Annotated in this window: 12 protein-coding genes; all 12 read right to left on the bottom strand. The window is 28.5% G+C overall.

Annotation, left to right across the window (positions count from 1 at the left end; translation table 11 throughout):
* Positions 1 to 35 precede the first annotated feature (35 nt).
* Positions 36 to 1,256 carry a D-alanyl-lipoteichoic acid biosynthesis protein DltD gene (gene dltD / locus JOC62_RS00180; RefSeq protein ID WP_204593138.1) on the bottom strand — a complete coding sequence of 407 codons (1,221 nt, stop codon included), beginning with the start codon at positions 1,254 to 1,256 and terminating at the stop codon, positions 36 to 38.
* Between the two features lie 473 nt (positions 1,257 to 1,729).
* Positions 1,730 to 1,957 carry a D-alanine--poly(phosphoribitol) ligase subunit DltC gene (gene dltC / locus JOC62_RS00175; RefSeq protein ID WP_204593137.1) on the bottom strand — a complete coding sequence of 76 codons (228 nt, stop codon included), beginning with the start codon at positions 1,955 to 1,957 and terminating at the stop codon, positions 1,730 to 1,732.
* 121 nt (positions 1,958 to 2,078) lie between these two features.
* Positions 2,079 to 3,260 (bottom strand): D-alanyl-lipoteichoic acid biosynthesis protein DltB, encoded by a 1,182-nt coding sequence (gene dltB / locus JOC62_RS00170; RefSeq protein ID WP_204593136.1) that lies wholly within the window; start codon positions 3,258 to 3,260, stop codon positions 2,079 to 2,081.
* Positions 3,260 to 4,780, bottom strand: coding sequence for a D-alanine--poly(phosphoribitol) ligase subunit DltA (dltA, locus tag JOC62_RS00165; RefSeq protein WP_204593135.1), 1,521 nt, complete (start codon positions 4,778 to 4,780; stop codon positions 3,260 to 3,262). The genes dltB and dltA overlap by 1 nt, the downstream gene beginning before the upstream one ends.
* A 108-nt stretch (positions 4,781 to 4,888) precedes the next feature.
* Positions 4,889 to 6,100, bottom strand: coding sequence for a D-alanyl-lipoteichoic acid biosynthesis protein DltD (dltD, locus tag JOC62_RS00160; RefSeq protein WP_204593134.1), 1,212 nt, complete (start codon positions 6,098 to 6,100; stop codon positions 4,889 to 4,891).
* A 492-nt stretch (positions 6,101 to 6,592) separates the two neighbouring features.
* Positions 6,593 to 7,804, bottom strand: a complete 1,212-nt coding sequence (gene dltD / locus JOC62_RS00155) for a D-alanyl-lipoteichoic acid biosynthesis protein DltD (protein WP_204593133.1) — start codon at positions 7,802 to 7,804, stop codon at positions 6,593 to 6,595.
* Between the two features lie 438 nt (positions 7,805 to 8,242).
* Entirely contained in the window at positions 8,243 to 8,596 is a 354-nt protein-coding gene (locus JOC62_RS00150; RefSeq protein WP_204593132.1) for a DUF1667 domain-containing protein, read from the bottom strand.
* 281 nt (positions 8,597 to 8,877) lie between these two features.
* Positions 8,878 to 10,119: an NAD(P)/FAD-dependent oxidoreductase gene (locus JOC62_RS00145; protein WP_204593131.1), complete on the bottom strand. Its 1,242-nt coding sequence runs from the start codon at positions 10,117 to 10,119 to the stop codon at positions 8,878 to 8,880.
* An 11-nt stretch (positions 10,120 to 10,130) separates the two neighbouring features.
* On the bottom strand, positions 10,131 to 11,561 hold the full coding sequence (locus JOC62_RS00140) for an NAD(P)/FAD-dependent oxidoreductase (protein WP_204593130.1): 1,431 nt from the start codon (positions 11,559 to 11,561) through the stop codon (positions 10,131 to 10,133).
* Between the two features lie 322 nt (positions 11,562 to 11,883).
* The gene (gene glpK / locus JOC62_RS00135; RefSeq protein WP_204593129.1) at positions 11,884 to 13,380 is read right to left on the bottom strand and encodes a glycerol kinase GlpK; all 1,497 of its coding nucleotides are present in this window, start codon (positions 13,378 to 13,380) and stop codon (positions 11,884 to 11,886) included.
* Positions 13,381 to 13,530: 150 nt separating this feature from the next.
* Positions 13,531 to 14,088, bottom strand: a complete 558-nt coding sequence (locus JOC62_RS00130) for a glycerol-3-phosphate responsive antiterminator (protein WP_204593128.1) — start codon at positions 14,086 to 14,088, stop codon at positions 13,531 to 13,533.
* 466 nt (positions 14,089 to 14,554) lie between these two features.
* Positions 14,555 to 23,107, bottom strand: a complete 8,553-nt coding sequence (locus JOC62_RS00125; RefSeq protein ID WP_204593127.1) for a GH36-type glycosyl hydrolase domain-containing protein — start codon at positions 23,105 to 23,107, stop codon at positions 14,555 to 14,557.
* Between the last annotated feature and the right edge of the window lie 226 nt (positions 23,108 to 23,333).

Below are 23,333 nucleotides of genomic sequence, written 5' to 3'. Positions count from 1 at the left end.
ATATTGCTGCTATAATAAATATTGTTATAACTATACTACTTATTAAATATTTGTCCTTCATTATATTCTTTATAAAGTTTTTCATTAACATCTAGCCATCCTTTCGTTCCAAGATGCATAACATCTCTTAAGTAATACTCAGTATTTTCTTTATCCTTTAAATTAATAACATTAAAACCTTTTTCTTTTGCCATTTCTGTTACTTTATCATAATATTTGTATCTTTCTTCTTGTGACATTCCAGTATAATTATAAAACCATCGTGAACCTGGCATAACTACTATTGTAGGTTTAACGCCTAAATTTTTACATATATCTAAGAAGTATTGATAATCATGTATTTCTTCTGATTCCAATAACTTAACGTTTGAGTATTTATTCTTGAGGTTAGGTAACTCATGCTTCAAAATGGTATTATAGTACCAATCATTTATTTTATATTTATTTTTATTGCTTCTTACTTCTGCATCTTTAACAGCTCTTTTATATTCGTTATCCCAATTAAAAGGCTTACCTAGTTTTTCATTATTATTAGTTTTATTTTCTAAATTTTTAAGGTCTAAATATAGTAATCCTTTTTCTTTTAAAATAACCATCTTTTCTCTTAATTTAAAATACGGATATAATAACATTTTTTCAACCTTATCTATAACTGTGTTAGAATTATAAAGTAACGCATATTCTCTTTCTGGTTTATATTCTTCACTTCCATTTAGTAGTGTAGCAACTCTTTCAGCCATTTCTTTTTTATTTTCATTAGATATTTTTTTATTATTAAAGAATGTGTAAAATTGTGCTGGAGAAAATCTTCCTTGGAATTCAGAATCTTTGATTCCTTCTTTTCCCATGAACCACTGCATAGATAATAGTAATACTATTTTTTTATTCTTTATATTTGAATCCGTGCTTCCAACTACTAATGCATCCTGCAAAGTTTGGGTGTTAGCTCTTCCTATTATAAACACTCCATCCTTACTTCTATTTGTATTAAATATATTAGATGGATGTTGGTTTTTAACTGCAATTGAATGGTTAAGTTCAGATGATCCAATCATCATTATATTACCTTGTTCTAAAAAATGATTATTTATTAATATTCCTTTATCTTTAATATTTGTTGAATATTGATTTTTAAGAGGTACTAGATTTTTGCTTTGATACAGTTTATTGATCTCATTATCTAAGAACTTATTTAAACCAAAGGCGAAAACTACCCCTATAAGTACTGGTATTATAAAATATAATAATTTCTTCATACCTGGCTCCTCTCTAAATAAAATTCAATAAAAATAGTATTACTATTATGTAAGATAATCAATTACATAAATTTAATCCTTTTTAACAAACAATGAATAATATCTTAAAAAATACTAAAACTTATTTTTTAAAATTAAATAAATACGTAATACAGCCGTTTTTTAATGTATTACTTGATTTTTACTTTTAATCATTTAACAAATTATTAACTATTTTTTTTTAAGTATTTTTACAAATTATCCATTTCTACTCCTATTTTTTCACTCAGAAGCTATTGTTTAAGTCATAAGCTCCCTCCCTAAATTAACCGCCATAATATAATCCCTAATAACTAATATATTTCTAGGTATCTAATCCCCTATAAAATATAATTCTATAAATGAAAATAGTTTCTATATTTATTCATAAAATTACGCAAAAAAACCAACCTATTATTTAGGTCGGTTTTAATCATAATTCCTTTTTAAATTAATTATCTACTCTCTAAGAATGTTACTAAATTATTAACAGTTGCCATATCTGTTCTTTCAAGATCTGTTGGTTGAAGTTTTATTCCTAGCCTTTCTTCTATTTGTAATAATACTTCTATTATTGCAAGTGAATCTAAAAGACCAGCTTCAAATAAATCCATCTCTAAGTCCTCTCTTATTTCGTCGCATCCAGTTACTTCTTCAAAAATATTTATTACTTGTTCTTGCATTTTCTTCTATCTCCTTATTTAAAAATATAATTATATATATATTAATTTTATAATTACTTTTATAATTTACTATTAAAAAGTACATGAATTTCATTTTGATGATCTATAAAATATTATAATTCTACTTTACCATATGGAAGTATCCAGAGAATATTAATAAACCAAAACATGCTATGTTAAATGTTATTACTATCTGTACAATCTGGAACCACTTTTCCTTCTTATGAGCTTTATAGAACTTTGATTTCTTTTGATAAATATCAGTTAATACTAAAACTACACCTTGGTAAATACCATAAACTATATAATACCAAGTAAGTCCATGCCAAAATCCCATTACAAGCATTGTGATAATCTGTGCAAAATGTGCTGCTGTAGCTCTCTTTTTAAATCTTTTCTTTCTCATTGAACTAATTACAAATCTTGAGAATATATAATCTCCAAACCATCTTGAAAGTGATATATGCCATCTTGTCCAGAATTCTTTCATATCTTTACTTATAAATGGCTTATCAAAGTTGTCTGGTGCCTTTATTCCAAATATATAGCTTGTACCAACAGCAAAAAGGCTATATCCTCCAAAGTCAAAGAATAAATAAAGGCTATACGCATACATATAACTTATTGCCCTTAAAAATGTAACATGATCCATCTTTATTTTTGTTAATACTAATGTATTTATAGCAAAGGCTATAACAAATTTATATCCAATCCCCATAAAAATCTTCTTAAGACCTGGAATTAAATATGAATTTATATATTCATCCTTTGATATTACCTTATCTAAGTCCTTTTCAAACCTTCTTGATCTATCAATAGGTCCTGAACTTAGTGTTGGAAAGAATAATACAAAATAAAAGTATGTTGAAGGTATTACTTCTGTTATCGCTCCATCATATATTTCAATAATTATCTGAATTACTCTAAAATTTAAATAAGATATCCCTATAAATCCTATTATTCCAATCTTAGCTTGAGGTAATAACACCTTAAAGTATGGTGAAATCTTATTTATTATTACCGGAAGCATTGATGCAAATAGGAATATTCTATAAATTAATTTACTATCTGTTTTCTTTCTAACAAATAGATACCCATATACTATAAGTGTTTCCCATATAATGAATATACATAGGAATTTAAACTGTACATTTATTCCTACTATAAGAAATATCATGAATGCAGTTGCAATCATTCCGTATATTTTTATCTTTTTACCACATAAACCTAAAACTATAGCAGGAATTGCTGTTAATAGGAGTATGTATAGATAAAAATAATCTCCATATTGTGAAAAAGTCATTACATTTCCTCCATAAGTTTCTTTCTATCTATTTTTCCATTTATATTTGTTGGGAATTCCTCTATTACCTTAATGCTTCTTGGTATCATATATCCTGGAATAAACTTCTCTAATCCTTTTTTAATCATCATACCATTTTTTAGATTACTTAATTCATTCTTTTCTTTAAGCTCTACTACGCCTTGAAGATAAGCTATCTTTTCATCCTTGTATATTGGAAGAACTATTGCATTTCTTACATTATCAACCTTTCTTAAGTTGTTTTCTATATCTTCAATTTCGATTCTGAAGCCATTAAGCTTTATTTGGAAATCCTTTCTTCCACAGTAGTATATCTTCCCATCTAATATGTAAGCCATATCTCCTGTTTTATATGCTCTGAATTCATCTCCATTAAAATCATCATAATAGAATACTTCATTAGTCTTTTCTTCGTTTCTAAAATATCCTTTAGAAACTGACTTTCCTATTATTACAATTTCTCCTTTTTCTCCAGTTCTAACGTCTTGTCCATTTTCATCAACAATTCTAATTCTTGTTGTCTCCATAACTGTTCCAACTGGAAGACTCTTTTCATCTTCAAGCATTTCTTTAGTTATATCATTAGCACTTATTCCAACAGTTGCTTCTGTTGGTCCGTATCCATTTACTACTCTAGTACTTGGGAATCTTTCCATAAGCTCTTTTGAAAGGTTCTTTGGAAGAACTTCTCCTATAAATATCATTGATTCTAAATTCTCTAGCATTTCACTGTTAAAGCTTGCTTCTGTTACGCAAACTCCAGCAAATGATGGTGTTGATACCCATATATTCATCTTTGACTCGTCTAATTGCTTAAATAACTCTTTATAGTCTGCTAATGTCTTCTTTGATAATGAGAATAATGTAGCACCATGAGTTAATCCTGGATATATAGTTGTTACTGAAAGGTCAAATGAATACGCAGCTTGATTCATTATAACTTTTTCACTTCCATCAATGTTTAAGTATTCACTTATCCATTCAACAAAGTTATCTAAGTTATTACTACTTATTTGTACTCCCTTTGGCTTTCCTGTACTTCCTGAAGTAAATAGGATATAAGCATTCTCATCTTCCTTTACCCATGCCTCTTCCATTATTACTTCATCTTTATAGTCTTCAATTATTCTTTCAAGTTCTTCTTGGTTTATTACTTTAGCACCTTGCCCAAAAGAATCTGATGATAAATCACTAAAATTAAATACTACCTTAGGCTTAACTTCTTCCGTTACATTTAATACTCTATCTACTGGGAAACTTATGTCTAGTGGCACATACGCTCTTCCTGACTTTAAAGCTCCTATCATACAAGCCATTATTAAGTTATCTTTATTTCCGTATATAACTATAGGTGTATTATCATTATGATTTTCTTTTAAATATGCTCCTATACTTTCTGAAAATCTATCTAAATCTTTATATGATAGTTTTTCACCATCACATTTTAAAGCTATTCTATCCGTTTTAGCATATCTTTTAATACCTCTAATTATTTCCATGTTAACATCCCCTTAGCTTAAAATTCATTATAAATAAATGGTATCTGTTTAAATGGTGCAAATGTCACTATTAATATTGCAGCTATTATAATTATTGTTATAACAATACTACTTAATAGGTACTTGTTCTTGATTAAATTGCTTATATAATTTTTCACTAACATCCAACCATCCTTTCGTTCCAATGTGCATAACATCTCTCATATAATAAAGTTCTCCAGCTCTGTCACTAGTATTTATTACGTTAAAGCCTTTATCTTCTGCAAGCCTAGATATTTTATTATATAAGCCCTCTCTCTTCTCAGCTGTTACTCCAGTATAATCATAATATTTAGGTAAACCAGGTATTATAACTATAGTTGGCTTTATCCCTAAGTCTTCACATATCTCTAAGAAGAACTTATAGTCATCCATCTCTTTTGCATTTTCTACATCAACTTTTGCATACTGATTTTTTAATTTCTTAAGTTTAGGTTTTAAAGTTTTATCATAATACTTTTGGTCTACACCAAATGGATTATTACCAACTCTTTTCTTAGCATCAGATACAGCTAAGTCATATTCAGCTTTCCAATCTATTTCTTGTCCATTTTTTTCATCTTCTGATGTTTTATTTTTAAGCTTTTTAAGTCTTGAATATAAAATACCCTTTTCCTTTAAAGAAACCATTCCTTTTCTTAATTCAAAATATGGATATAAAAGTGTCTTTTGAACTTTAGATAAGAATGTATCTGAATTGTAAATATCTGCATATAACTTTTCTGATTTATACTCGTCGCTTCCTTTTAGAAGTTCTGAAGCTCTAGCATTCAACTTCTTTTTGTTTTCCTCAGATATATCTGGATTATTTAAAAAAGCATAGAACTGCCCTGGTGAAAATCTTACTTGGAAATCCTTTGGTCTAATACCATCTGGATACATAAACCATGATAGGGCTACTAATAAAACAACCTTCTTGTCCTTTATATTCGTATCCATACTTCCTATTGTAATTGCATCTTGAGCTTCTTGCGTAAGCGACTTACCTACTGTAAAAGCTCTATTTCTAGTTCTATTTGTATTGAAAAAATATGCAGGATGTTGTCTAGTCTCATGTATAAAATCAGATGCACCAATCATCATTATATCTCCTTGTGATAAAAAGTGATTATTTAATCCGACACCTGTATCTTTAACAGCTGCTCCGTACTCACCCATAAGTGGCACTAAATTTTTACTTTGATATAAACTATTTATTTCTTTATCTAGAAATTTATTTAGTCCAAAAGCAAAAATCCCTCCTATAAGTACTGGTATTATAAAGTATAATAATTTTTTCATTCCATACCCCCATCTTAATAACTTTAATGAAAACAAATTATAATTTATTTGTGTACAAATAATTTTAATATAATATTTACTATTTTAATTATTTATTTGTAATTCTATGTAATTTTATGTTATTTTATACACATTATACAATAACAATATCTATTATAAATGAATTAGACTTTACATACAATTACAAAAGAAAGTCAAAATTGTTACAATTGTTAATTCAAATTGTATAAAAAAGAAAAAGATTTTAAACTTCTCTTATGATTTATGCTCTACGTTAGTGTATATTTAATAATTAAAAGTTATTATTCACATTCAATATTCCTGCTAACAACTACACCACAATCAATTACTTTTTGTACATCATTATAATGGATAATTTTTATTATATTATTGTTGAATTATTTATATAAAAATAAAAGCCACGCTTAACATGGCTTAGTATCTAATATTATATAATTTTCATAGGTATTAGACTTTAATTTCTGATATAAACTACTTATTAAATATTTGTTCTTGATTATATTCTTTATAAATTTTTTCACTAACATCTACCCAACCTTTAGTTCCAAGATGCATAATATCTCTTAAATAATAATCTGTAGTTTCTTTATCTTTTAAATTTATAACTTTAAATCCCTTTTCTTCAGCTAATTTTTCAACAGTGTTATACAACTTAAATCGTTTTTCTTCTGTTAACCCTGTATAATCATAATACCACTTAGCATTTGTCAACATAACTATAGTTGGTTTTATCTTAAGATCTGAGCATAGGTTTAAAAATTGTTTATAATCATCAAGCTCAGTAGATTTTAAAAGATCAATTCTTGAATATGCATTTTTCATTTTAGGTAACTCTTTTAGCATAAATTCATAATAAGAATAATCAACTTTATACTTATTTCCTTTAGTCCTCTTTTTCGCTTCCCTAATAGCTTGTTCTTCTTCCTTATTCCAATTTATAGGTTGTCCTATTTTGTTATCTTCAGGAGTTTTATTCGGAAGTTTTTTTAATTTTAAATATAATTCACCTTTTTCCTTTAACTTGACCATATTTTTTCTTAATTCAAAATATGGGTATAGTACTATTCTTTTAATTCTTCCTAAAAAACTCTCATTATTATATAGCTTTGCATACATCATTTCACTTGCATAATCTTCATTCTTCTGTAAAAGATTATGAACCCTTTTAGCCATTATATATTTATTTTTTTCCGATATCATTGGATTGTCTAAAAATTCATAGAATTGATTTGGTGAAAATAATGTTTGAAAATCCTCAGGCATTATTCCATACTTCCCCAGAAAAGCTTGCATAGAAACTAACATTACCACTTTTTTATTCTTTATATTAGGATCTGTACTTCCTAAAGTAATAGTTTGTTGTAAATTTTGATCATATGGCCTTCCTACAGTAAATAAATTACTCCTACTTCTATTTGTATTAAAATAATTTGTAGGATGTTGATCTTTTATAGTATGAGCAAGTTCTGATGAACCTAACATCATTATATCATCCTGTGTTAAAAGCTCATTATTTAATAATACGCCTTTATCTTTTATATTAGATGCATACTCATTTTTCAAAGGTATTAAATTTTTACTTTTAAATAAATCATTTATTTCTTTATTTAAAAATTCATTTAACCCAAATGCAAAAACTACACCTATAAATACTGGTATTATAAAGTATAATAATTTTTTCATGTCAGCCCCCCTTTAAGTAATTTAAATAAAATAACATTATCATTTAATATATTAACTTTATGATTTTCAACAAATAATGAAGTTACTGCTTGTATAACTAATTTTAAATATCTCTAATACTATTTAGTTTCCACTACTTAATAGTATTTATTGATATTTATTCTGTATATAAATATTTACGATAATATTCTACTATTACAGTCATTTTTCTGTTGACAAAACCATTTTTATACTATTTTATGCATATTATACAATATCCATATTTATTATAAATAAATTGTATCTTACATACAATTACAAAAAGAAGTCAAAATCATTACAATTGTTAATGACAAAATAATAAAAATAAAAGCAGCTTAAACTTGTTTTAATAGGCAAGTTTAAACTGCTCTTATGAGGTACGCTTTATGTTAGTGTGTATTTATTAATTAAAATTTATTATGCACATTCTATATTTCTGCTAGCAACTATATCAACACCAGTTCCTAACACATTCTCTATAATAACATCTCCCATTTTAACTGGAGCTTCTATTACAGTTTCACCTATTATATCCATGCATTCAAAATTTAAATGCTTAGGTATTGCACCATTTGTCTTTACAGGTATTACTGGAAGTTCTCCTCCCTTTACCTTTACTGTTGAAGTAACAACTCTAACTGGATTTGTAACTTCATTTAATCCATATATTTCTCCTCTTTTACAAGTGTTTCCTTCTACTGTCTTATTGTCTACATCTACTTTTAGATGACATCCCATTGGACAACTTATACAAATTAATTCTTTGATCATATCAAATTCACCGTCCTATAATATAGTATTTATATTAAATCCTTATTTACATATTCTAAAATTATATATTTATTGGTCATTCCTTAATAAGCCCGTCTTATATAAAAAATTGTAGTTTAAAATATCCTATTTTAAATGGTTGTTGCACATTGTTATCATGGATGATTGTTTATTATATATCATTATTTGTTTAGGGAATTTTTGTTTTTTCTCAGTCATCATTAAATTAATTAAAGAGTAACCACTAAGAAATGACCACTAAATTGGCTATATTATTAAACCTATTCTAAAGAAATTGTTAAATCTCCCTTAACTCCTTCTAGAAGCTTTTTAGGTAAAATTATCTTTTCCATTTCTGATGGTGCAAGATGTTTTCTCTTAAATGAAGCTATTTCCTTATCTCCTTCTCTAACTACTAGAGCTTTATCATGATAGATATTATTTACTCTCATAAATACAGTCATGCTTCCATCTATTGCATCTACAGTAACTCTTTGAGGTACAGTGTAGTTTACATTTTGACCATTAACTATTTTGATGCTATCTCCTTTTTTAAGGTCATCTTTGATGTATTTAGCTGCTGATTTTCCAGCATGCTTTGATTCTTGAGTAACAAAATCAACTAGATCATGAACATGTACTACATTACCACAAGCAAATATACCATCTATTGATGTTTCCATGCTTTCTGATACTATTAATCCATTTGTTCTCATATCTTTTTCTATTCCAGCTTTTCCTGATAATTCATTTTCTGGAATTAATCCAACTGAAAGAAGTAATGTATCTACATCAAATTCTTTTTCAGTTCCTTTAATAGGTCTTCTATTTTCATCAACTTCAGCTATAATAACCTTTTCTAATCTTTCTTTTCCTACTATATCAATTACAGTATGTGATAAGAATAGTGGTATATCATAGTCTTCAAGACATTGAACTATATTTCTATTTAATCCATTTGAGTATGGCATAAGCTCTACAACACCTTCAACCTTTGCTCCTTCAAGTGTCATTCTTCTTGCCATTATAAGTCCTATATCACCAGATCCAAGTATAAGAACTTTTTTACCTGGCATAAAACCTTCCATATTTATATATCTTTGAGCAGCTCCTGCTGTAAATACTCCTGAAGGTCTATCTCCTGGAATATTTATCGCTCCTCTTGTTCTTTCTCTACATCCCATTGCAAGAATAATTGCTTTTCCTTTTAATACAACATATCCTTCTTCTGGATTTATAGCATGAACATTTTTATCTTTATCTATATCAAGTACCATTGTTCCAAGCTTAACTTCTACATTTGTATCTTGTAACATATTGATAAATCTTTGTGCATATTCAGGACCAGTTAGCTCTTCTTTAAATGTATGTAATCCAAATCCATTATGGATACATTGATTTAATATACCACCTAGTTCGTTATCTCTTTCTATAATTAAAATTTTCTTTACTCCATCACTATAAGCTTCATAAGCTGCTGCAAGTCCTGCTGGACCTCCTCCAACTACTATTAAATCGTACATAGCTATCCCTCCTACTTTGTTTTTCCTACTAATATATATGAACCGTCTTTATCTTGATGAATATCTTCCATCTTTATTCCTAATTCTCTTGCTATTATTTCTTGTACTTTTGGTCCACAGAATCCACCTTGGCATCTTCCCATTCCTGGTCTACATCTTCTCTTAACACCATCTAATGTTATATTTCCAAAACATCTTTCTATAGCTGCAACTATTTCTCCTTCTGTTATGCTTTCACATCTACAGATTATTTTTCCGTATCTTGGATCCTTTTTAATAATTTCAGCCTTTTCTTCTGGTGAAAGTTCCATAAATATTATTTCTTCTCTTTTACCATTGAAATCTTTATTTTCTTTTAGATCTAAACCACAGCTTTCTAATATTTCAATTACACCCTCTGCAATTGCTGGTGCTGATGAAAGTCCTGGTGACTTAATTCCAGCTACATCTATAAAGTTTTTAACATCTGCAGCTTCTTCAACTATAAAGTCCCCTCTATCTGGAGTAGCTCTAAGGCCTGCAAAGTTTCTGATTGATTCTCTAAAGTTAACTTTATTAGTTGTTTTAGTTGATGTATTTCTAATATAGTCTAATCTATCACCTTTAGTTTTAGTATCATCTTTATCTTCTATGTCTTCTGCATCTGGTCCAACTAATAGATTCCCATGAACTGTTGGAGTTACTAATATACCTTTACCAAGTTTTGTTGGAGCTTGGAATAGTGTATGATTTACTAGTTCTCCTTGAGTTTTATCCATTACAAAGTATTCACCTTTTCTTGGGATAATCTTGAAGCTTTCTTTAGCTATTAAATTATGTATTTCATCCGCATGAACACCAGCTGCATTAATTACATACTTTGCTTCAATTACTTTTCCATCTTTAGAAGTTATCTTGAAAATATCATTTACTTTTTCTATCTTTTCAACTTCAGTTTTTAATTCAAGCTTACCACCGTTTGCTACAGCGTTTTCCATTAATGCTATTGTATATTCATATGGTCCAACGATTCCTCCTGTTGGTGCATGTAATGCTCCAACTACATCGTCATTTATGTTTGGCTCCATTTCTAATATTTGTTCTTTATTTAGAATTTCTAATCCCTTAACTCCAATTTTAGTTCCATTTTCATATAATTCTTTTATATGATCCATTTCTTCTTCTGAGAAAGCTAATACTAGTGATCCATTTCTCTTAAATGGTACACTTAATTCTTTACAAAGTTCCTCAAACATTTCATTTCCTTTTACATTGTACTTTGCCATTAAAGTTCCAATCTTTGGATCATATCCTGCATGGACAATAGCTGAGTTTGCTTTTGATGTTCCCATTGATACATCATTTTCTTTTTCTAATACTACTACCTTCAAATCATATTTTGTAAGTTCTCTACAAATTGAAGCTCCTATAACACCTGCTCCTATAATTGCAACATCATACATACTAAAACCTCCTAGAATTATTTAAATTCTTATAATTAAGTTATTTTATATTTCATTCATTAACTTAGCGATAGCGACTTCTCTAAGTAATTATCTTGTAGCTCTCTCTTTTTCATTTCTTTATCCCTAAAATTTTAAAGGGCTATAAGATAACTTGAATCTTTAAGTATACAGAACAAAAAAAGCCAAGCAGAAACTAAGGACTATTCATCCTTAATTTATGTGCTTGACTCTATCTCTCTCAACACTTGTATTTGATTATATTTATATGCTATCACATTTTTTAAGGCTTGTCAATCGTTTTCACAAATTTGCATCTATTTTATTGATCTTCCCAACCTTTAACTCTTTCAATTGCCTTTTTCCATCCTGAATATAGTTTACTTCTTTCTTCATCACAGAAATTTGGCTTGTATGTCTCACTTACATACCATGACTTAGCAATCTCATCTTTACTTTTCCAGTATCCAACTGCAAGTCCCGCTAAGTAAGCTGCTCCAAGAGCAGTTGTTTCTGTTATTATTGGTCTTGTAACTTCTTTATCTGTTATATCTGATTGGAATTGCATTAAGAATTCATTCTTACTTGCTCCTCCATCAACCTTTATACTTTCTATCTTATATCCTGCATCTTCTTCCATAGCATATAAAACATCTTTTGATTGATATGCTATAGATTCAAGGGCTGCTCTAATTATATGATTTCTATTTGATCCTCTAGTTAATCCAAATATAGCTCCTCTAGCATACATATCCCAATGAGGTGCACCAAGTCCAACAAATGCAGGAACTACATAAACTCCTCCATTGTCTTTAACCTTCTTTGCAAAATATTCAGTATCTTGTGCATCATTTACAAGCATAAGCTCATCTCTAATCCATTGAATAACAGCACCACCTACGAAAACAGAACCTTCTAATGCATATTGCACCTTACCATCAATACCAATTGCTATTGTAGTTAAAAGTCCGTTTTTACTTTCAACCTTTTCTTCGCCAGTATTCATAAGTAAGAAGCATCCTGTACCATAAGTATTTTTAGCTGATCCCTTAGTAAAACAAGCCTGTCCAAATAAAGCTGCTTGTTGGTCTCCAGCAATACCAGCTATTGGCACTCTAAAGCCACCTTTTCCTCCAAGATTTGTATATCCATAAATCTCTGAAGAATTTTTTACTTCTGGTAACATTGATTTAGGTATATCTAAGACTTGTAACATCTTATCATCCCACTCTAATGTATTTATATTATAAAGCATTGTTCTTGAAGCATTAGTATAATCTGTTATATGAACTTTACCACCAGTAAGCTTCCAAACAAGCCATGTATCAACAGTTCCAAATAAAAGTTCTCCTTTTTCAGCTTTTTCTCTCGCACCTTCTACGTTATCTAAAATCCATTTTATTTTAGTTCCTGAAAAATATGCATCTAAAACAAGCCCTGTCGACTCTTTTATATAATCTTTCAATCCATCCTTTTCAAGCTTATCACAGATTGAAGCTGTTCTTCTACATTGCCAAACAATTGCATTGTATACAGGTTCCCCTGTTTTCTTATCCCATACAATTGTAGTCTCTCTTTGATTTGTAATCCCTATTGCAGCTATTTCTTCTTGAGTTATATTTGTTTTGGCCATAACTTCTTGAAGAACCCCATATTGAGTTGCCCATATTTCCATTGGATTATGTTCAACCCATCCTTCTTTAGGATAAATTTGTGTTATTTCTTTTTGGCTAACTCCTAATATATTTTGTTCATTATCAAAAATAATAGCTCTTGAACTTGTTGTTCCTTGATCTAAGGCTATAATATACTTTTCCATTCTACACACACCTCTACTTAATACTTATCTTAACAATCTCCTATTAATTTTCCCTTATTAAAATTAATATCTTTGTTTCTTATTAGTTTATTTAGTTATTACTTGCTATTAATTATACTGAAGTCGCTATCGATTAATTAATGCATTAAACTACATATCCCAAATTTCTCTTTTTGTTGTAGAAACGGATGTGGCACCTGAACTTAAAGCCATCATTACTTCGTCCTTTGTTTCTATAAGGCCTCCACATATAATAGGCTTATTTGTACTTTTTGATACTTTATCAATTACTTTAGGAATTAATCCTGGTAAAATTTCAATTGCATCTATATCTGATATTACATGATTCTTTACATTTTTAAGTGAAATAGTATCAAATACAAAACTTCTTTGTATCGCAATAAATCCATTTTCTTTTGCTAGTTTTATTGCTTGAGATTTTGTACTAATTATCCCTTTAAACTTTGTTTCTTTTCTTAAATACTTAATTGCTGCTTCTTTCTGATTTAATCCATCAATTAAATCAACATGTACAATTCCAATCTTATTTTTATCATCTATTATTTCACTAATTTCCTTAACATTTAAAATATCCCCAAAAAGAACAAATATAACCTCAATATTTGAGTTTATTGCTATATTTAGTTCTTCGAAATTTTTTACTGCTGCTATAATTGGATTATCTGATAATACTTCACTAAAATTCATAAATACGTCCCCTATGTAATATATTTTGTTGTAAATGTTTACTATTTATTTATTTTTATTATTGCACTTTAAAAATTACCTGTCAATTTAGATAATTTTTTAACGTTTTCCTTTATTTTATATTATTTTATTAAATATTTATAATTATATTTATTTTCATACTTTTTAGTAATTAATAAAATAATTAAAAAATTATATTCTTTATAAGTCCATACTAAGTTGATTTTATGTATATAATTGAAACCTTATACTTTAATATAATTTATGCCTTTTATCTTTTTAGTCCATTATCGCTTTACATAAGTATTGATATTTATTTAACAATTTTTACTTTTATACCATTATTTTAATGTTATATTTTTGTTCATTTTTTATATTTATTTAATACTGTCTTATTTGTTTATAAAATTTTAACTTTTGAACTACAAAAAGCAGCCTCTATTTTAAATAAAGAGGCTGCTAAACTTTATTTTTCTTTATAATATAACTCTATATTCACTTTCCCTAAATTCTTTGGTATTATATTTCCATCTATCTCTTCTCCATTTATAATAATTTTATCTTTATCTGATTTTATAACTCTTATATTATATTCTTCATTTTCTCTATTTATATTTATCTCAAATTCCTTCCATGACTTAGGAATGCAAGGAGTTATTTTATAGCCTTCCCCTTTATAAACTTTAAATCCAAGTATATTCTCAAGACCAACTTTATACATCCAACCAGCTGTTCCAGTATACCAGCTCCAACCGCCTCTACCACCATGAGGCTCTCTTATGTAGACATCCGCTGCCATAACATACGGCTCTAACTTATATCTTCTACATTCTAATTCTGTATTTGTATGATTTATTGGATTTATCATATCAAAGTATCTAAGAGCTTTATCTCCCATACCAAGTTTTGTAAGTGCTAATATAACCCAAGTTGCTGCATGAGTATATTGACCACCATTTTCTCTGACACCTGCAACATATCCCTTTATATATCCTGGCTCTTCTTTTGAGTTTGCAAAAGGTGGTGCCAAAAGTTTTATTAATGCTAGATTTTCATCAACCAAATTTCTATCTACAGCCTCCATGGCTTCCTTTGCTCTATCTAAATTACCACCTTCTGATATTATTGACCAACTTTGAGCTAATGAATCTATTTTACACTCTCCATTTTCTCTTGATCCGAGTGGCATTCCATTATCAAAGTATGCTCTTCTATACCAGCCACCATCCCAAGCATTCTTCTCAATATTTTCTCTAATATATTCTTTCATTTTTATATATCTATCTTTCTTTTCATTATCTTTCATATGAGTACATATATCTTCAAAACTTGTTAGTATCTTATAAAGGAACCACCCAAGCCATACGCTCTCTCCTTTTCCTTCATTTCCAACTGTACTCATACCATCATTCCAGTCTCCACTACCCATTAATGGAATTCCATGATCACCAAATCTTAATCCTCTTTCAATAGCTTTTATACAATGCTCATATATAGTTCCTTCCGCACTTGATTGATTTACTATAGTATATCTTTCATCTTCACCTTCTCTTAAAGGTTCATCCTCTAGATAAGGTGCTTTCTCATTTAATATACTGTAGTCTCCAGTAAAGTCTATATATTCAGCTGTAACAAAAGGTAACCATAATAAATCATCTGAGAATCTTGTTCTTATTCCACTATTTATTATTGGATGCCACCAGTGTTGTACATCACCCTCAAGATATTGTCTTGATGCACTTCTTATAATTTGATCTTTAGTTATATTAGGATTTATTAATCCTATAGACATTGAATCTTGAAGTTGATCTCTAAATCCATATGCTCCACCTGATTGATAAAATGCAGTCCTAGCTAAATATCTACAACTATAATTTTGATAAAGTAGCCAACCATTTAACAAGTAATCCATCGACTTATCTTGAGTTTTTACCCTTATATTTCCTAGGAAATCACTCCAATATTTCTTCACCCTATCTAACTCTTCATCAGCATTTGATATATCATTATACTTTTCTATTATTTTTTCTATATCTTTCTCATCTTCCTCTTCACCTAAAAGTATAATTAATTCTTTACTTTCTCCTGGCTTTAACTTTATATTACATTGTGTAACTAAACATGGATCTAGAACACTTCCAAAACTCTCCTGTAAGTTTTCATATTTTAATCCTAGCGGATCTTCTAAACTTCCAGAAATTCCAATAAATTCTCTTCTATCACAAGTGAATCTTAGATTTTCCCCTCCTAATATAGTTGAATAAGCTTTTAATCTTCCAAAATATTCAGAGTAAGGATTTTTACCATATATGTAATTTCCGTTCTTATATGTACTTATATATCTAGCTGTTTGGTAGTTTAAAACTCCTAGAACAAGCTGAGCATAGTAAAATACTGATATATCTCTTTCTTCTTCTGATATATTCTCTAATATAACCTTTTGGATTTTGACCTTTTCTTCCTTTGGACAGAATGTTGTCATTGTACTTTTAATCCCACATGAAGTATGCTTAAAACTTGAATATCCAAAGCTATGACGAATTATATATGCGCCTTCATCCCTAACTGGTTTGGGAGTTATTGAGAAATATCTGCCATCATTATTATCTCTAACATATATAGCTTCACCTAAAGTGTCTTGAACCCAATCATTATTCCAAGGTGTTATCTTATTCTCTCTACTATTTCCGCACCAAGTATGTGATGAACCTATCTCTGATATATGGAACCCAAAATTTTCATTAGAAATTACATTTATCCATGGAGCTGGTGTATTATTATAATCTTCAAGTATTATTACATAACTTCCATCCTTTTTATCAAATCCACCATATCCATTAAAGAAATCTAAACTTTTCTTTATCTCTTCTATTTCATCATTTTCTTCATGATGATTATTTACTTCATAATCATCATCAGATATTTTATTATCAAAATCATAATTATAATCACCATTACCTCCTATAGGATTATCATGTATATTTACCTTTGTTACATTGTTTTCTGATAATTCCTTATGTCTTCTTGTAGTCTCTCGCTTTTCTTCTAACCCTTTCATTTGAGTTAATATTGTTCCTTTTTCACTATTTATATATATAGATGAAATTCCAATTATAAAATCTCTTATCTCTTCGCTCATACTTGCTTTATTATGAATAAAGATTCCACCTGGTTTATTTAAAACTTCACCATCACTTAAAGTATTTATTAATTGCAATATACTCTTTTGAAGTGGCTGCTCATAACTTAATTCTTCTTGGTTATATATTATTAAATCCACTTTAAGACCCTTGCTTATAAAGTAATTATGCATTTTTATCATAGATCTAATAATATCTATATCATCATCATCTTTGACAACAAGCATAGCAATTTTTATATCTCCTGAAATTCCATAAGCCCATAAATCCTTTTGGTGCTTATTTATATTTCTTATATACTCTTCTCTATCTGCTCTTCCATCATTTAAGAAAAGTATATATGATGATAAGCTTTGATATATATTGGCCTGTGATGACTTAATACCAAGATTTCTAAGTTGTACTTGCATTGATTTATTATACATTCTAAATGCTGAATCTAATCTATTGATACTACTGTAATCATTAGCTATTCTTATAGCTTCTTCCCTATCATCAGCTACACCCGTTATAAAATATATTACTTTTACTTCATTTGCATCTAATCTTATTCCATTTCTTATACTCATGATAGGATCTAAAACTATTCCTACAGTATTTTTTAATGAATTATCATTATCTAGTGCTACCGGAGACTTCAAAGTTCTATTTCTGCCTATAAAATTAATTCTTGATGTTTCATAGCTTGCTGAACCTTCTAAATCACTTAATGTTATTGCTTTATGGAATATGTATGGTACTTTTCCACTTGGCACTCTAGCTCTTCTCTTTCCGAGTAATGTAGAGCTTTCATTATCATATTCAGTTTCTATAAAAAGGTTTGAAAAACTTGGATGAGCAGAATCTCCTTCAAAGCTAGCTAATGTTATCTCCATATAACTTGTTATTTCTATACTTCTTCCTTTATCACCAGAATTTCTTAATGTTATCTTTCTAATATCTAAATTATCTTCTGGTGATACAACTATCTCCATTTTGCTTTCTATAGAACCTTCCTTTTTACTAAATTCGCCTTTGTCTATAGAGAATTTTACAGTGTAATCCTCTCCTTCACTTTTACAAGGCTCATAAGTGGCACTCCAATAATCATTAGAGTTTAGATTCTTTATATAGAAAAATAATCCGCTACTATCTGACGTAGTGTCTCCTTTCCATCTATAAAGAAGCTCTTCCCCTCTTTTAGAATAACCACTTCCTGTTAAAGTGATCATACTTGAAAATGTTCCATTTGATAATAATAAAACTTCTGGATTATCTCTTAATGCCCCTTTATATACTCTTTTTACAAAGTCTTCTGTTTCAAGTCTTTTTCTTTCATACTGAACTTCTATATCTCTTTCAAAAGTTATATATTCTGGAACTTTTTCCTTGAGTAATATCTCCGTTGCCTTTATTTCTGGTATATCATGAAATCTCTTTTGAAGTATATTATCATTTAATATATTATCTAGGCTTAAGAATGACATACCTAAATGATGAACCATATAGCATTTAACCTTTTTACCACCTGATCTTATCCTACAACTCTTTCCTTCTATATCATTCTCTTCATAATCATCTACTACTTTTACTTGCTTATTTATTTTCTCATCTTCTAATTCATCTATTGCTTCATCAGTTTGATCATCTAATACTACTTCTTCACTTAATATTTTATTTATTCTGTTTGGAGTAAAATCAATAGCTTCTATAAAGCCATATCTTCCTAATGCCCCTTGACTCTCTAGTAACTTTAAATTTTCTATACATTTATCTTTCACCCAAGGTAATACCATTAAAGTTGAATATGGTGATACTACTACCTCATCCTCAAGACCTCTCTTTAAACCTATTCCCGGCACTCCAAAAGCTTTATATTGATAATTTTCTCCTATATCAAATTGATAATATGCTGATTCAGATATTCCCCAAGGTACTTTTTTCTTCCTAGCAAATGCAATCTGAGCTTTTAGAACTGATCTATAAGTTAGGTCTAAAAGTGTTCCCTTATAACTTTTCATTAAAAGATTTGGCATAAAGTATTCAAACATAGTTCCACTCCACGAAACTAAACTTTTTCCTCTAAATGCATTAGTCATTGCTCTACCTAGCTTAAACCAATGACTAGTGTCAACTTCATTTCTAGCTATTGCTAAGAATGATGTAATTCTTGCTTCTGATGCTAATAAATCATAATAAGAATTGCCTAAAGAATCTTCTTCTAAGTTATAACCTATAGAGAATAGTTCTCTATCCTTTTGATATAATATAGAAAAATTCATTTCATCCATTATACTTTCTATATTTAAAATTAAATTATCTACTCTATCTTCAAAACTTTCTATTTGTATTATCTTTTCATTTAGTATATTTTTAAAGTCTTCTCCTGAGTAGCCTATAATTCCTTTTATCTCTTCTTTAAGTTCTAATAGAGATGGACTTTTTTTCTTAAAGTATTCTGATAGAATTTTGTTTACTCCATCAAAAAAATAATCTGCATAGTCTATTTTTGTTTTAATTTCATTTTCTAATTTATCTATCCAATACTTAAACTCTTCATCTCTATCTTTATTTTCTTCTTTTATTTTTTTAACTCTTTCAAGTTCATCTTTAAGTACTAGAATATATTCTTTTCCGTCTTCTCTATCTAGCCTCTCTAGTGTAGCATTACTATCTATATTTAAAATTCTATAAATATCTTTTAGCCCAGTAAGTTCTTCTTTTCTTATTAATGGTTTTTTCTTATATTCTTTCAGAGTTTCTTTTAAAACCCATAAATAACCTAACAAATTACCACTATCTACTGTTGAAACATATCTAGGCCACAAAGGTAGTGCTGTTTTTGTATCATACCAATTTAAATAATGGCCTTCATATTTTTCAAGCTTATTCATTCCATTTAATATATTTTCTATTCTGTTTACAACTTCTCCAAAAGGTATATAGCCTAAGTCATATGCAACTATATTGGATATAAGTCCCATCCCCATGTTAGTTGGTGATGTTCTATTTGCAACTCCCTTATAAGGTTTCTCCTGATAATTATCTGGTGCTAAATAATTATTTTCACTATTTACAAAATCCTCATAATATGCCCATGTTCTTCTACTTATACATCTTAAGTATTCTCTTTCATTATCACTTAGATTAACTTTTTCCTCTTTATAAATTTTACTAATCTTATACGCCAATAAAGGTGATAAAATCCATACAATAGATAATATGCTTATAATTACTCCAAGGATTAATGATGACCTAAAACTAATAACTATAAACAATGCTCCAGCTATTACTGAAAACCACATTTTTTCATAGTGATATCCAATTGTGCTTTTAACTGTTCTTTCGGCCTCTTCAGCCGTTTGCCACTCTAATAAATGATTTTTAGAAATAAATAGTCTAAATAATGCTTTTAAAATAGCTCCTATCATAATATAAGTCTGATAAGGTATAAAGCTTATAATGAATACTATTTGCCTCAATGTTTTTATAGTTCCAATTAATTTATTTTTAGGCGTAACTACAAAGTCTGTAATAGTAAATAATAATGGCATTATTAAAGCTAAGAATAAAAGAATCGTTACTTCTATTCCTCTATTTAATAAAAGGAGCGCAGTTCCAGCTCCTATCATAAGTGATGGTGCCAGTAAACTTCTCCTTAAGTTATCGAATATTTTCCATTTTGACAGCATAGATAATTTAGATGAAAATAGCCATGGTAATAGTTGCCAGTCACCTCTAACCCACCTATGTAACCTCTTTGCACTTGCAAGATATGATGATGGATAGTTATCAATTAACTCACAATCTGTGACTAAAGCACTCCTTGTATAACATCCCTCTAACAAATCATGACTTAATACTTTATTTTCATGAATTTCATCCTTTAATACTCTATAGAATACATCTATATCAATTATTCCCTTACCTGTAAATGATCCTTCACCAAATAAGTCTTGATATGTATCTGAATAAGCTGTTGAATATCCATCAACACCACCTTCTCCACCAAAAATCTTTGAAAATTCACTTTTATTTTTACTCTCTAAAGATATAGAAACTTTAGGCTGCATTATTGTATATCCTCTTTTTACAACATTATCTTTATATACTGCTCTATTTAGAGGATGCATCATGGCGCTTATAAGCTTTTTAACAACTCCTCTTGGCATAAAAGTATCAGAATCTAGTGTTATTATGTATTTTGCACTTCTAAGTTCTTCTATAGAACTACTAATAATATTAAAGGTATGCTCATTTTCTTCTCCCTTTAATAGTGCAATAAATTCCATTATCTTTCCCCTTTTCCTCTCCCGGCCCATAAATACTCCCTCATGAGAATTATATATTCTTTGTCTATTAAGGAAGAAAAACTTATCCCCTGTATCTATGCAATACTTTCTGTTTAATCTATTAATTTCTTTTATTGTAATTTCGTTAATTATCTTATCATTCTCTTTAATTTCTTCATCACTATCTGGAAAATCTGCGAGAATTGCAAAATATAAATTTTCTTCTTTATTTGCAAGATATATTACCTCTAACTTTTTTACCATTTCTTTTGCACTATTTATAGAGTTTATAATTGTTGGAATTATAACTACACTCTTTTGAGGCTCTTCTATTCCATTTCTCAAATCTATTTTGGGAACATGCCTCATAGTTACCATCCTACATGTAATCCAATTTATTATATTAACAACTATTTCACTTGCCGGAATAATTAATATTATTCCAGCTAAAATATACTGATATCTTTCATATTCAACACCTGATAAATATCCTAGAGATAAGACAACAAAAATTATAAATAATGTTCCAAACACATTTATAAACCAGAACATATTTTGACTAAACTTGTTCTTTAGGTTTACCCTTGAGCCTAATTCTTTATTTAATTGTCTTATACCGTCATCAATTAGATAATACCCAATATGACTTTTACATCCAATCTTTCCTGATTCCCTTGCTCTTTCTGCAAGAAATACTAATTTTTCTGCAACCAGCTCTTCTTCGATTTTATATTTTCTAGATATCTTTTCTATTTTATGACGATAATAATCCTTAGACTTAAAATCCATTTTGCCATAAGTTCTATCTGGATCCTTCATAAGTGTTTTTTCTACTATTGATGTTTCACTAAAAAATCTTCTCCAATTTATCCCATCTACTTCTCTAAGAGATGTTATAGATGACCCTATAGTATCCTCTAATGAACCTTCTATAAAAGAACTTCTTATTAAGTTTTTATCTTGCTTATTTTTATCCAATTTAGAAATGGCAATATTATATACTTCCTCATCTTCAATAGAGTTATCTTTTAAAACTTTATAAAATTCTTCAGTAAATACTTTTGAGCTGTAATTAATTTTTTCTAAGATATTCAATCTATTTTCATTATTCTTTACTGAAATTACTTTATAAGCGAGTTCCCTTCCCTCTTTTCTATCCTTATATATACTCTTTAATTCATCTGTAACCTTTGAAATATTTATTATAAGACTTGCCCTAAGCATTAATGGGAACGCCCATAATTCTCCCATATTAAGTCTTTTATTTTTTTCTAGAATAAAAGATATTGCTTCTTCCTCTGTAACCCTTCCTTTATTTTCTCTTATCATTTCTCTAGCTAATATAAATATTCTAGGAACCCTTCCACTTGATTCTTCTTCTATAACAAGATTTTCAAAATACGCCCTTGGCATATTAGTCCTTATAGCCTTATATTCCTTTTCAATAAGATAGATATTATCTAAAAGCCATTCTCCAGAACCAATTATTTCTTCACCCTCATTTGATAAAACTTTAATATACTTATAAGTATCTTTTATTTTCATAAAACTAAGCTTTAGCTCATTAATGACGTTCTTTCTGCAATTTAATGAATTGTTTTTATCCACTATAATCTTCTCCTTTGCAAAGTTTTACTTGTAGCAATAGTTTTTACCAAAAACTAAAAAATAATTACCTATAAATATTTAATTATGAAAATAGTTTTATTCTCATTTATAATTAATCTCTCTATACTTAACTTATTTATTTTCATAAATTAATATTGAAAATATAAAATTGCATTATAAATCATTGATATACGCTATTATTTATCTACTTAAATTAACATTTAAA

Source organism: Clostridium sardiniense (genome assembly GCF_016907995.1).
In the GTDB taxonomy this organism is placed as follows: Bacteria; Bacillota; Clostridia; order Clostridiales; family Clostridiaceae; genus Clostridium; species Clostridium sardiniense.
This window is presented reverse-complemented; position numbering and strand designations above follow the sequence as displayed.

Excerpts from the sequence above, each read along its gene's own strand:
- dltD (WP_204593133.1), bottom strand. The coding sequence starts at position 7,804 with ATGAAAAAATTATTATACTTTATAATACCAGTATTTATAGGTGTAGTT.
- dltB (WP_204593136.1), bottom strand. The coding sequence starts at position 3,260 with ATGACTTTTTCACAATATGGAGATTATTTTTATCTATACATACTCCTA.
- JOC62_RS00150 (WP_204593132.1), bottom strand. The coding sequence starts at position 8,596 with ATGATCAAAGAATTAATTTGTATAAGTTGTCCAATGGGATGTCATCTA.
- dltA (WP_204593135.1), bottom strand. The coding sequence starts at position 4,780 with ATGGAAATAATTAGAGGTATTAAAAGATATGCTAAAACGGATAGAATA.
- dltD (WP_204593134.1), bottom strand. The coding sequence starts at position 6,100 with ATGAAAAAATTATTATACTTTATAATACCAGTACTTATAGGAGGGATT.
- dltC (WP_204593137.1), bottom strand. The coding sequence starts at position 1,957 with ATGCAAGAACAAGTAATAAATATTTTTGAAGAAGTAACTGGATGCGAC.
- JOC62_RS00140 (WP_204593130.1), bottom strand. The coding sequence starts at position 11,561 with ATGTATGATGTTGCAATTATAGGAGCAGGTGTTATAGGAGCTTCAATT.
- JOC62_RS00145 (WP_204593131.1), bottom strand. The coding sequence starts at position 10,119 with ATGTACGATTTAATAGTAGTTGGAGGAGGTCCAGCAGGACTTGCAGCA.
- glpK (WP_204593129.1), bottom strand. The coding sequence starts at position 13,380 with ATGGAAAAGTATATTATAGCCTTAGATCAAGGAACAACAAGTTCAAGA.
- JOC62_RS00130 (WP_204593128.1), bottom strand. The coding sequence starts at position 14,088 with ATGAATTTTAGTGAAGTATTATCAGATAATCCAATTATAGCAGCAGTA.
- dltD (WP_204593138.1), bottom strand. The coding sequence starts at position 1,256 with ATGAAGAAATTATTATATTTTATAATACCAGTACTTATAGGGGTAGTT.